10 protein-coding genes and 1 pseudogene are annotated in these 12,746 nt (G+C 61.6%); 2 read left to right on the plus strand and 9 right to left on the minus strand.

Annotation, left to right across the window (positions count from 1 at the left end; all coding sequences use genetic code 11):
* Nucleotides 1-9 precede the first annotated feature (9 nt).
* Nucleotides 10-1,041 (minus strand): glutamyl-Q tRNA(Asp) synthetase, encoded by a 1,032-nt coding sequence (locus BLIJ_RS12250; protein ID WP_012578594.1) that lies wholly within the window; start codon nt 1,039-1,041, stop codon nt 10-12.
* A complete protein-coding gene (gene clpB, locus BLIJ_RS12255; protein ID WP_012578595.1) occupies nt 1,038-3,710 on the minus strand; it encodes an ATP-dependent chaperone ClpB in 2,673 nt (890 codons plus the stop codon). Before clpB ends, BLIJ_RS12250 begins: the two co-directional genes overlap by 4 nt.
* Before the next feature lie 416 nt (nt 3,711-4,126).
* Between clpB and BLIJ_RS12260 the strand changes: the two genes are divergently transcribed.
* Entirely contained in the window at nt 4,127-4,573 is a 447-nt protein-coding gene (locus BLIJ_RS12260) for a GNAT family N-acetyltransferase (RefSeq protein ID WP_012578596.1), read from the plus strand.
* A 17-nt stretch (nt 4,574-4,590) separates the two neighbouring features.
* A pseudogene (locus BLIJ_RS14815) lies at nt 4,591-4,695 on the plus strand (MFS transporter); the annotation flags it as partial.
* 146 nt (nt 4,696-4,841) lie between these two features.
* On the opposite strand, the gene BLIJ_RS12270 reads toward BLIJ_RS14815, so the two are convergent.
* From BLIJ_RS12270 to BLIJ_RS12300, 7 genes are all read right to left on the minus strand, one after another.
* Nucleotides 4,842-5,663: a fumarylacetoacetate hydrolase family protein gene (locus BLIJ_RS12270; protein WP_012578597.1), complete on the minus strand. Its 822-nt coding sequence runs from the start codon at nt 5,661-5,663 to the stop codon at nt 4,842-4,844.
* A gap of 51 nt (nt 5,664-5,714) precedes the next feature.
* A complete protein-coding gene (gene glf / locus BLIJ_RS12275; protein WP_012578598.1) occupies nt 5,715-6,905 on the minus strand; it encodes a UDP-galactopyranose mutase in 1,191 nt (396 codons plus the stop codon).
* 116 nt (nt 6,906-7,021) lie between these two features.
* The gene (locus BLIJ_RS12280; protein ID WP_041982178.1) at nt 7,022-8,308 is read right to left on the minus strand and encodes a glycoside hydrolase 5 family protein; all 1,287 of its coding nucleotides are present in this window, start codon (nt 8,306-8,308) and stop codon (nt 7,022-7,024) included.
* Between the two features lie 13 nt (nt 8,309-8,321).
* On the minus strand, nt 8,322-9,146 hold the full coding sequence (locus BLIJ_RS12285) for a carbohydrate ABC transporter permease (protein ID WP_012578600.1): 825 nt from the start codon (nt 9,144-9,146) through the stop codon (nt 8,322-8,324).
* Complete coding sequence (locus BLIJ_RS12290; protein ID WP_012578601.1) at nt 9,139-10,140, minus strand: carbohydrate ABC transporter permease; 1,002 nt, start codon at nt 10,138-10,140, stop codon at nt 9,139-9,141. Before BLIJ_RS12290 ends, BLIJ_RS12285 begins: the two co-directional genes overlap by 8 nt.
* Complete coding sequence (locus BLIJ_RS12295; RefSeq protein WP_012578602.1) at nt 10,137-11,417, minus strand: ABC transporter substrate-binding protein; 1,281 nt, start codon at nt 11,415-11,417, stop codon at nt 10,137-10,139. Before BLIJ_RS12295 ends, BLIJ_RS12290 begins: the two co-directional genes overlap by 4 nt.
* A 326-nt stretch (nt 11,418-11,743) precedes the next feature.
* Nucleotides 11,744-12,685: a glycosyltransferase family 2 protein gene (locus BLIJ_RS12300; protein WP_012578603.1), complete on the minus strand. Its 942-nt coding sequence runs from the start codon at nt 12,683-12,685 to the stop codon at nt 11,744-11,746.
* Nucleotides 12,686-12,746 lie beyond the last annotated feature (61 nt).

The raw sequence follows: 12,746 nt of genomic DNA on the forward strand, positions 1-12,746 counted from the left end.
GGCCCGCGCTCACAAGGCTTCGGCCAGCCATGCCGGCGTGTGCGGCGAGGCCGGATCCAGGATGCGATCGTCATGCGCGCCGCGCAGCGGCGTCCAACTGAAGTCGGCCAGCAGATCGGCGGGCGGACAGGCGATGGGGTCGGGCCGTAGGCGAAGCAGCCACGCACAGTAGCCGATGATCTGCTCCGGGCGGACGCCGCGCGCCCGCAGGGCGCCCATGTCGAGCGACCGCTCTCGTTTGGCGAGGCGGCGTCCGGCCGCATTGTCGATCAGCGGCAGATGCGCGTATACGGGGCGCGCGGCGCAACGGCTTGCGGGCCGACCGGCGGCGCACGGGTCGATGCCGCCATGTTCCGGTTCAAAGCCGCCCTCCAGCAGGCACCTGCGAATCCGCATCTGCAATGCGGTGGAGCGCAGCAGGTCACGCCCGCGCACGATGTCGTCCACGCCCATGTCGAGATCATCGACCACCACGGCCAACTGGTATCCGAACAACCCATCGGCCCGGCGAATCACGCAATCGCCCACTTCCCGGGCCAGGTCGTATCGACGCGGCCCGTAGACGCCATCGGTGAAGGCGACGGCCGCCTCAGGCATGGCGATGCGGATGGAGTGACGGTCGCCGCGCGTCAGGCGGGCGCGCACCTGCTCGGGATGCTCGCGCAACAGGCGGCGGCATGTGCCCGGATACACCGTGAAACCGTCTCCCTCGTTGGGCGCCGACGCCGCGCGGATATCCGCGCGCGAACAGAAGCAGGGATACAGCACGCCTTGCGAGCGCAGGCGTTCCAGCGCATACTCGTATCGTTCGGTGCGCTGGGACTGGAACATCGGCTCACCATCCCAGTCAAGCCCGAGCCAATGCAGGTCGTCCATCATGAGCCGGTCGGCGCCGGCGACCACGCGGGGCCCGTCCACGTCTTCGATGCGCATCATCATGCGTTCGCCACGGGAACGGGCCGAGAGCCATGCACCCAACATGGCGTACACGTTGCCGATATGCATGCGCCCCGACGGCGTGGGGGCGAATCGTCCGGTCACCGGTCTTCCTGAATCCCGTCCACGCTCACGGACTGGTCGTCGCCGGACGGATCGTCGCCGCCCGAACGTGCGGAGAGCTCCAGATGCTCGCCGCCGGTCTGATCGACGAGCACGGTGTCGCCGTCGTGGACCTTGCCGGCCAGCAGCATGCGGGCCAGCTGGTCGCCCACTTCGGTCTGCACCAGCCTGCGCAGCGGACGGGCGCCGTACGCCGGATCATACCCGGTGTTCGACAGCCATTCGCGGGCCGCCGCGGTGACGTCCAGCGTGATACGCCGGTCGGTCAGGCGCTGAGCCACCCCGGCCACCTGAATGTCCACGATGCCGCCGAGCTCATCGCGGGTCAGCGGGTGGAACATGACGATGTCGTCCAGACGGTTCAGGAACTCCGGCTTGAAGTTCATGTGGACGGCGTCCATCACGGCCTTCTTCTTGGCGTCGGCGTCCATGTCGTCGTTCACGAGGAACTGCGAGCCGAGATTGGAGGTCATGATCAGAATCGTGTTCTTGAAGTCCACGGTCCTGCCTTGGCCATCGGTCAGGCGGCCGTCGTCGAGCACCTGCAGCAGCACGTCGAAGATCTCCGGATTGGCCTTCTCGACCTCGTCGAACAACACCACGGAGTACGGGCGGCGGCGCACGGCTTCGGTCAGCTGACCGCCCTGCTCGTAACCCACGTAGCCCGGCGCGGCGCCGATCAGGCGGGAGACCGAGGCTTTCTCCATGTATTCGGACATGTCGATGCGGACCATGGCCTTCTCGTCGTCGAACAGGAAGTCGGCGAGCGCCTTGGCCAGTTCGGTCTTGCCCACGCCGGTGGGGCCGAGGAACAGGAACGAGCCGGTCGGACGGTTCGGGTCGGAGATGCCGGCGCGCGAACGGCGCACCGCGTCGGATACGGCGGCGATGGCTTCCTTCTGTCCGATCACACGCTTGCCGAGGTAATCCTCCATGTGGAGCAGCTTCTCGTTTTCGCCCTGCATCAGGCGTCCGACGGGGATGCCGGTCCAGTCGGAGACGATGCCGGCCACCGAATCGGCGTCCACACGGTCCGGGACCATCGGTTCGGCGCCCGGCTGCCCGGCGCCGGAGTCTTGGGATTCGGCGTCGGCGTTCTCCGCTGCGGCAAGCTCCTTTTGGATGGATGGGATCTCGCCGTAGAGGATCTTCGAGGCTTCCGCGAGGTTGCCTTCACGGGTGTACTTATCCGCCTGCACGCGCAGGTCATCGAGCTTGGCACGCAGGTCGCCGACCTTGTTGTGCCCGGCCTGTTCCGCATCCCAACGCGCCTTGAGTCCGCTGAGCCTCTCGCGGGTGTCCGCGAGTTCGGCCTGCAGCTTGCCCAGACGCTCCTTGGACGCGGGGTCCTCGGCCTTCCTGAGCTGCATCTCCTCCATTTCGAGACGGGTCACCCTGCGTTGCAGTTCGTCGATCTCCTCGGGCGAGGAGTCGAGTTCCATGCGCAGGTGGGCGGCGGCCTCGTCGACCAGGTCGATGGCCTTGTCCGGCAGTTGACGGCCTGAGATGTACCGGTTCGAGAGGGTCGCGGCGGCGACCAGCGCATCGTCGCCGATCGTCACCTTGTGGTGCGCCTCGTAACGCTGTTTGAGGCCACGCAGGATGGCGATGGTGTCCTCCACGCTCGGCTCGCCCACGAACACCTGCTGGAAACGGCGTTCCAATGCCGGATCCTTCTCGATGTTCTCGCGGTATTCGTCCAGCGTGGTCGCGCCGATCAGGCGCAGTTCGCCGCGGGCCAGCATGGGCTTCAGCATATTGCCGGCGTCCATCGAGCCTTCGGCCGCGCCGGCGCCGACGATGGTGTGGATCTCGTCGATGAAGGTGATGATCTGGCCGTCCGCGTTCTTGATCTCGTTCAGGACGCTCTTCAGGCGCTCTTCGAATTCGCCGCGGTACTTCGAGCCGGCCACCATGGAGCCCAGGTCGAGGGAGATGAGCTTCTTGCCTTGCAGCGTGGTGGGCACGTCGCCCGCCACGATGCGCTGGGCCAGGCCTTCGACGACGGCGGTTTTGCCCACGCCCGGCTCGCCGATCAGCACCGGGTTGTTCTTGGTGCGGCGACTCAGGATCTGAATCACGCGGCGGATTTCCTGGTCACGGCCGATGACCGGGTCCAGCTTGCCTTCCTTGGCGGCGGCCGTCAGGTCGGTGGAGTACTTCTCCAGGGCCTTGTACGAGCCTTCCGCGTCCGGGCTGGTGACTTTCGCGCCGCCGCGCACACCGGGCACGGCCTTGCGCAGGGAGGCGGCGGTGACGCCGTTCTTCTCCAGGATTTCGGCCGACTGGTTCGGCTTGCTGGCCGCGATGCCGATGAGCAGATGTTCGGTGGAGACGTATTCGTCGCCCATCTGCTGCATTTCCTTTTCGGCCTGGGCGATGGCGGCGGTCAGCTGACGGCTGGCCTGCGGCTGTGATGTGCTGGAACCGGATGCGCTTGGCAGGGCGACCAAGGCGTTGCGCACCGCCGCGCCGATGGCCTGCGGGTCTCCGCCCGCGGCTTCGATCAGCGAACGCACCACGCCGTTCTCCTGGCGCAGCAGCGCGTCCATGACGTGCAGGGTTTCGACCTGCGCGTTTCCCGCGGCGGACGCACTCTGGATGGCGTCGCCGACGGCCTCCTGGGCCATGGTGGTGAACTTCTGTTCCATATCGTATTCCTCCATATCATGCGGTCCGCGCAGTGCGGCTCGCAGGCTTCGAAAGTCCTGCGAGCGTTGCGGCAGACCGCAACTTGTCGTTGTCTGATATGGTCAACCGACCTGGAACCCATTCTATTCCCAAAACTTGAGTGCATGTGACTCAAGTTTTCATGTTCCGCAATATTCCACCCATCTCTTCCACAAGATCAGACGAATCTTTGCCACATTGCCCAGTGAAGAATCCATAGAAGCATTCCTGCGGCAAAGCGGAATACTGCTGGTTATCTTATGAACCTGGAATAAAGTTGCCAGTCAGTTATACTACCTGTCTGGATTTGTTGAAACCGAGGAAAAGGATGGAGATGAATTGATTGCTATTGTGAAGCCGTAAGAACAGATTCGGAATCCGTAGAGGAGATATTAAGATGTGCATCAGGAAAGCAACAGTAGATGATTTATCAAGAATCGCTGAAATATATGTATTTAATAATAGGGTAAATTTCTTCCCTATATTCAAAGATGAAAGCTTCTCTTTTGGAGAGTTACAAGTTGTTTCATTGGTAGATAATTACTTCAAGAAAGATGAAATCATCAATAACATATATGTATCTGATGATGGATTGATAAAGGGTTTTGTTCAGATGGACGGAACAGAAATCTGTAAATTATATGTAGATACGTCTTTTCAAAGCGAGGGAATCGGCAATGAACTGATCGAATTTGCGATTAAAGAACTCCATGCGAATAATCTATGGGCATTAGAGAAGAATGTTAGAGCAATTTCTTTCTACCACAAGCATGGTTTTCATTTGACAGGTCAGAAAAAGTTTGAAGAAGACACCACCGAATATCTTGTTAGGCTAGAAAGGTGATACTGATAAGGCCCGAAATCCTCACCATGACTGACACTGTGGAGTATGATCAGTTGAAAACCGGCAAGCGCAACGAGGCAGTCATCCTCTCCGTCAGGCCCATGCTTGACAAAATCGCGGGCGTTCCACGCCCACAAGCCGCACCCCGATCACCGGTCCGGGAAACCCGGATTCGATTAATCGCGGGTGCGGCTTCTTCGTACACGTAAAATCACGCGCGGCAACGGCGTGAATCGGACGGTACGCCCACATGATGCAGGTGCCAAACTCACGCACGCACCACAACGTTGCGCAGATCGCCGATGCCTTCGACGTGGACGATGGCCTCGTCGCCGGGATCAAGATGACCGGAGGCGTTCGGCGTGCCGGTCATGATCACATCGCCGGGCAGCAGCGTGGAGAACGACGAGATCGCGGCAATTTGTTCGGGGATACCGTGAATCAGGTTCGCGGTGGTGCCGGACGCCATCGGCACATCCTCGCCGTTCAGCGTGAAGGAAATCTTGGCGTCCTTCCAGTCGAGGTCGTCGCGCATCACGATCCACGGGCCGAGCGGGCAGGAGGTGTCGAAGCCCTTGGCGCGCGTCCACGTGGGGTCGATGCCCTGCAGATCGCGCAACGTCACGTCGTTCACGCAGGTGAAGCCGAGCACGTAATCCATCGCGTTCTCGACGGTCACGTTCTTGGCGATGCGTCCCATCACCACGGCCACTTCCGGCTCGAAGTTCATGTCCTTGGAGCAGGCGGGGTACACGATCGGATCGTCGGGGCCGATTACCGAGGTGGACGGCTTGGTGAAGATCACCATGTCTTCCGGCGCGTGGGCGATTTCGGAATGGCCGGCCTCGTGCATGAACTGGGCGTGCGCCTCATAGTTCTTGGCTAGGCCGTAGACCTTGGAGGGGATGACCGGGGAGAGCAGGCGGATGCCGTCGCCGTCGACCGGGTAACGAGTGCCGGTGGGCTTGACCTGGTCGCCGGCCAGCGGGTGGCCGTCCAGTTCGATGAGGTAGTCCTTGCCGTCCGTTTCGTCCTTCTGCACGAAGGCGTAGCGCGGCGAATCATTCAAAGAAAAACGTGCGAGTCTCATGGTGCCAAGCCTACTCCTTGGCGGCGGCCCGCACGCCCGTGCGGCGAACGGTCATTTGGTGAGCAGCGGGGCGACCTGCTCCTCGTAGGCGGTCAGGGCGGTGTCGATCACCTGGTGCATGTCGTAGTACTTGTACGTGCCGAGCCGCCCGCCGAACACGGTCTTCGGCTCGGCCGCGGCCTTGGCCTCGTACCGCGCGTACAGGGCCTTGTCCGCATCGGTGTTGATCGGATAATACGGCTCGTCGCCACGACGCGCGAAACGGCTGTACTCCTCCCACACCACCGTCTTGTCCGGATTCTGCCGGTCCCGGCGCTCCGGATTGAAGTTCTTGAACTCGATAGCACGAGTGTACGGCACGTCCGCGTCGGAGAAGTTCATCACCGGGCAACCGAAATGGTCGCCCTCATCGTAACGGACCTCCTTGAAGTCCACCGTGCGCCACTTCAGGTCGCCAAGCTCGTAACCGAAGTAACGGTCGACCGGACCCGTGTACACCACCGGCACGCCCGCGGCCCGCAGGGCCTTCTTGTTGTACGGCTGGGATTCGTCGAAGAAGTCCACGCCCAGCGAAACCGTGATGCGCGGATCGTCGATCATGCGTTCCATCCACTTGGTGTAGCCGTCCGCGGGCAGACCCTCCCACGTGTCCTTGAAATAGCGGTTGTCGTAGTTGAAGCGCACCGGCAGACGCTTGACGATCGACGCGGGCAGCTCGGCAGGATCGGTCTGCCACTGCTTGCCCGTGTAGTTCTTGATGAACGCCTCGTACAGGGGGCGGCCGATGAGCTGGATGCCCTTGTCGTTGAGGTTCTGCGGATCGGTGCCGGCCAGCTCGCCCGCCTGCTCGGCGATAAGCTTCTGCGCCTCGGCCGGCGTGTAACGCGCGTGGAAGAACTGGTTGATGGTGCCCAGGTTGATCGGCAGCGGATAGACCTCGCCGTCATGCGTGGCATACACGCGATGCACGTAGTCGGTGAACGAGGTGAAACGATTCACGTAATCCCACACACGCTTGTTGGACGTGTGGAACAGGTGCGCCCCGTACTTATGGATCTCCGCGCCGGTCTCCTCATCCATATACGAGTAGGCGTTGCCGCCGATGTGGTCGCGCACGTCGATGATATGCACACGGGCACCCGCATGCTCCACCGCCTGCTGCGCCACCGTCAGACCAAACAACCCAGCACCCACAACAACCAAATCAGGATACTTCACGGAATCAGTACGCGCGTCTGCCATGCCTCGCGTTCCTTTCAATACGAAACTTCTAAATACGATGTTCGGATTACCACCATACTATCGCCACGGCCATGACGGTACTCGCCGGAGCCGCCGACGTGCGGCGGCCACGGCGCTCACCGCGCATCCAGCTCCGCGAAGGATGAGTCGGAGACGGCGGTGTAGTATTTCGCCCCATGCGGCTCATCGTCGGTTTCAAGCCGCGTGACGCCGAGCCGCCGCAGCGCTTCGCCGTCACGGGCGGTCGCCGAGGTGACGAGCGTGGGCCGGGCGCCTTCGGCATGCAGCCGCATCCACCGTTCGAAGATCGAGCCGCCCGGACCGCAGGCGCCACGGTTGAGCGGGTTGCCGTTCTCATCGACTTCGATGACGACGGCGGCGTCATTGCCTCCGGCTGCGGGCTTGTCCCGATACTCCTGCGCCATCTCGGCGAAGGCGCGGCCGATTGGTTTGATGTTGCCGTGTTCGTCGAAGAGGCCGAGAGCGTGCTCGAAGGGCGGGAAATCACTCATGCGCGAGTCCACGTCATGCGAGCACCACCATGTGACGCCCCACAGATTCGGGCATTGCGCCGCCTTGGCGATGGTGTCGCGGCAAAATTCCGGGGTCTGCTCGGCTTCGAGCACGTTCTGCGGGGCGCCGACCTCCTGCAGCCATACGGGCCTGTCGGGGTTCCGGGCGAAGGCTCGGGAGAGCTCGGCCAAGTAGAGCGCATGCGCGGTGCATTCCCCGCTCATTGCGCCATAGCCTTGCGCGGTGCCGTTGAACACCCACGAGTGGATCGTGGTCATGTCGCCCAGGTTCGCGGCCTGCACCGGCGTGAACGGATGATGGTCGAGATACCATACGCCGTCGTTTTCGCTGTGCAACGCCACGTGCTTCCTGCGGTCGACGACGGCCAGCAGATCGGCCAGCCAGGCGTCGATGCGCCGGGACGAGGTCGCCATTTTGGCGGGATGCGGACGGTCGGAGAACTGATTGAGTTCGTTGCCCAGGGTGAGCCCCCGGAACGCCGGCTCCTGGGCCAGCTCCCCGTACAGTTCGGCGACGAGCGTTTTCTCCGCCTTGACTGCATCGGCATCCTCGAACATGTTGCCGCGATGCCAGGTAACCAGCCATGACGGCAGGAAGTCGAAGCTGGACAGATGCCCTTGGAACACGTCCACATAGGCGTCCATCCCCTGCTCGCCGGCGATGTGCACCATGCGGCGTACATCGGCGATGGCCTTGCGGTTGATCCATGTGCGGTTGGGTTGCAGGTAGGGCCACACCGGGAAGACGCGCACATGGTCCATGCCCAGGTTCCTGATGCGGCGCATGTCTTCCTTGACGCTCGGCCAGTCGGGGTCGAGCCAGAAGTGGAACCAGCCGTGGGATGGGGTGTAGTTGACGCCGAATCTCATGCGCATCATCCTTTCATCCTTTGATGCCACCGGACTCCACGCCCTTGAAGAAGTAGCGTTGGAAGACCAGGAAGAAGATCACGATCGGCACGAGCGCGATGATCGTGCCCGCGGCGATCAGGCGCGGATCGGAGACGAACTGATTCTTGAGCCGGTTCAGCCCCACGGTCAGCGTGTACACCTTGTCATCGGACAGGATGATCAACGGCCACAGGAAGTCGTTCCATGCGCCGACGAAGGCGAAGATCGTCACGACGGTCATCGTCCCCTTGACTTGGGGAACGCAGATGTTCCAGAATCGTTGCCACACGTTGGCGCCATCCACCTTGGCGGATTCCTCGAGCTCGTTGGGGATGCCGGCGAAGGCGTTCATCATGAGCAGCACGTTCATCGCGCCGCACAGGCCGGGCAGCGCCGCGCCGATCAGCGTGTTCTGCAGACCCATGTTCTTGACGATGATGAACTGGGAGATCAGCAGGGTTTCGCCGGGGATCAACATGGCGCTGAAGATCAGCAGCACGACCAGACGTTTGCCTTTGAAGGCCAGGCGCGAGAGCGCGTAACCGGCGCAGGTGGATCCCACGACGTTGCCGCATACGGCGATGGCGGCCACGATCAGCGAGTTCTTGAAATAGCTCAGGACGGGAATGCGGTTGAACGCCTCGACGAAGTTGCTCCACGTCGGATCCCGGGGAAACACGTAGGGCGGGACGGCGTAGATGTCGTCGCCCTTGCCTTTGAAGGCCAGGGTGAGCTGCCAGAACAACGGGCCGATCAGCACGAGGAAGAACAGGGTCAGCAGCGCATACTGCGCGACTTTGTTCGATGTCTTACGCATCCTTGCTCATCTTCCTTTCGATGAGGAACTCGATGGCGATCAGGCTGCCGACGATCAGGAAGATCAGCATGCTGACCGCTCCGGCATAGCCGTATTTGGCGTTGAGTCCGGTGCCGTAGTTCTTGACCAGCATGGTCATCGTGACGTCTTGGCCGCCCACGCCGCCGGTTCCGCCGGTAAGCACGTATATTTCGTTGAACACGCGGAAGGCCGCGGCGCTGGACAACAGCATGATGAGCACCATGGTGGAGCGCACTCCCGGTACGGTGACGTGCAGGAAGCGGCGGACCACGCCGGCGCCGTCGATCTCGGCGGCTTCATAGAGACCGGGGTCGATGTTGGCCAGCGCCGCCAGGTAGATGATCATGTAATAGCCCAAGCCGGTCCAGATGGTGATCATCATCGCGCTGAACAGCAATAGCCAGCGATCGGTGAGGAACGGGATATAGTCCTTGATTGCGTTGACGGACTTCAGCGCGGCATTGACCACTCCCTTCGGGGCCAGGATATTGGTCCACACCAACCCGACGATGACCGTGGAAACGACCACGGGCAGGTAGAAGGAGGCCCGGAAGAACGAGAGGATCTTGGAATTGCCCGAGACCAGGGAGGCCAGGATCAGCGGCAGGATGACCATGAAGGGCACCACGCAGACCACGTAGAGCGACGAGTTGAGCAGGCCGGTGTGTACGGCCGGATCGGCCAGCATCTTGCGGTATTGCTCCAGTCCGACGAACGTGCCGGGGCGGGCGAAGGTGGCGTCGGTGAACGACAGGCGTACCGTGTTGATGAACGGCGCGATGACGAACACCAGGGCCACGGCGAGCGCGGGCAGCACGAACAGCCATGCGGCGAAGCCCGTGCCTTCGTGGATGCGGTGCTCCTCATCCACGACGTCCACGCCGGCATGGCGGCGAGAACCGCCGCGCGCGGCGGCTTTGGAGGAGCTGCCGCGCGCGGAGGTCGTGGATCCGGTTGGGGTGGATTCACTCATGAGTTCAAGTCCTCATTGGCGATCTTGACGACCTTGTCGAGGGCTTCCTGGGCGGACTGCTTGCCCTGGATGGCAAGGGCGATCTGCTCGCGCAGGCTGTTCTTCGCGTTCTCGGAGAACGGGGCCGGGGAGGCGAACCAGTCATCGTCGAGCACGGCCTTGGAGGCAAGTTTGACGGCCTGATCCTGCATGGAGTCGCCGGTCGGGGAGAATGCCGGGTCTTCGACGGCTCCCTTGGCGGACGGGAAGGTGTGCGAGGACTTGCAGAACTTGGTCTGGTTCTCCTTGTTCGTCACGAATTCGGCGAACTTCAGGGCCTCTTCCTTGTTCTTGGCGTTCTTGGAGACGACGAGGGTCTCCATGGCGACGTTCATCTTGCCGCCTTCGCCGAGCAGACGCTCGGTGATGCCGAGGTTCTTGTAGAGTTCCTTGGCGTTCTCCTCGAAGTCGGAGACCGAGTAGGCCGAACCCGCCAGCGAGGCGACCGACCCCTGCTTGAAGGCGTCGCCTTCGCCGGTCCACAGGTTGTTGAGCGCATCGGCGGACAGGGACTTCTCGTTGTACATGTCGATGTAATGCTGGACCAGCTCAACGCCCTTGGCGTCGTTGAAGGTGAATGCGGTCTGGTCTTCGTTCATGAGCTTGGCGCCGTACTGGCCGAGCGATTCGATCGTCGGGGTGGAAGCCACCATCGTGGTGCCGGCGCAGTTCTTGCCGAGCGTGGAGGCTGCGGCGAAGAACTCGTCCATGTTCTGCGGCAAGGCGTCGATGCCGCACTGGGTCAGGACCTTCTTGTTGTAGTACTGCACACCGGAGTTGAGGTACCACGGGAAGGCGTAGGCGCCTTTCTCGATGTTCTCGCCTTTGAAGGTCACGGCATCCCATGACGACTTGGTGAACTGTTTGGCGGCGTCGGGCGCCTCCGTGCTCAGGTTCATCAGCACCCCCGCTTTGGCGAGGCTGTAGGCGCCATTGGGGCTCATGTCCACGATGTCGGGCAGGGTGCCGGCTGCGGCGTCGGCGTTGATCTTGTCGGTGTATCCGTCGGCGGGCTGATCGATCCACTTGATCTTGACGTCCGGGTTCTCCTTCTCGAACGCGGCGATAAGGTCGTTGAAATACGGCGTGTAGGTATCGTTCTTCAGGTTCCAGGTCTGGAAGGAGACTTCTTTCTTACCGTCCGCCGTTGTCCCTCCGCCCGACGAGCCGCAGGCGGAGACGCTTACCAGCGCTGCTACGGCGCAGGTGATGCCGAGAATTTTCTTAGTGACGTGCATGGGTTCTTCCTTTCCTTGATGAGACTCGTCCGATGCGCCGAGCTTCATTGATCGGGGCGTTTGGCCGGTGCCCCACGGCTTGGCATCCACCAGCTGTTGTTCGTCGTTGAACCGGTGGGTAACTAAACCGCTTTAGTATCATCTTACACCACACCGCCCAAGCATCGAAACATCCTGCGGAAACAGCGGAAAATCCCGGACGCGCCACCCCTCTTCGGCGTGTCGCCCTCCCCCACCCAAGAAGCATCCCTCATTGGCGCGGCATCGGTGCCGGGACAACAAAAAAACTCCTTCCTTGCACAAGGAAGGAGCCAATGGGGAAACGGCTATCTGCGTCTCAACATGGCGAAACTGTTGGACTCGACGATGAACGCCTTGCGATCGTTCTTGGCCATGACATCAAGGACGACACCCGTCACGAACAGCAGCAGCCCGGCGATGACAAGCATGACCGCTCCGATCAGCGTGGGGAATCGGGCCACCATGCCGGTGTTCCAGAAGTCCACCGTCACCGTGCCGCACAGCACGACGCCAATGATGCCGAGGACGCAGCCGATGCCGCCGAAGAATGGGAGCGGCTTGTATTCGCGGATCATGCGGAAAATGGTGCCCATCACCTTGATACCGTCGCCCACAGTATCGAGCTTGCTGACCGACCCCTCGGGGCGATCCCGATACTGAATCGGCATCTCATAAAGGCGGAGGTTGTTGTTCAACGAGTGGATGGTCATCTCGGTTTCGACCTCGAAGCCGCGCGACAACACAGGATAGGTCTTGACGAAGGTGAACGAGAAAGCCCGGTAACCGGTCATAATGTCGGTGACATTGGCGTGGAACAAGCCGTTGATGGAACCGCGAACCAGACGGTTGCCGAAGTTGTGGAAGGGCCTCTTGTTCTCCTGGAAGTACGTGGAGCTCAGTCGGTCGCCGATCACCATGTCGTAGCCTTCGAGGACTTTGTCCACCATGGCCGGCGCGGCGTCGGCGGGATACGTATCATCACCGTCGGCCATGACATACACGTCAGCATCGATGTCTTCGAACATGGCGCGAATCACGTTGCCCTTGCCCTGGCGCGGCTCCTTGCGGACAATCGCGCCTTCGCCCGCCGCTATCTCGGCGGTGCGGTCGGTGGAGTTGTTGTCGTATACGTACACGTCGGCATCGGGCAGCGCCGCTTTGAAGTCGCGCACCACCTTGCCGATGGTGACTTCCTCGTTATAGCAAGGAAGAAGCACCGCAACGGAAACGTTCGAATTCTCAAGCATACGTCTTACTATAGCTTCTGTGCTGCCGATTTTGGATTTTGCATGAGTCTGTCACATTCCT

Source organism: Bifidobacterium longum subsp. infantis ATCC 15697 = JCM 1222 = DSM 20088 (assembly GCF_000269965.1).
GTDB classification, from domain to species: domain Bacteria; phylum Actinomycetota; class Actinomycetes; order Actinomycetales; family Bifidobacteriaceae; genus Bifidobacterium; species Bifidobacterium infantis.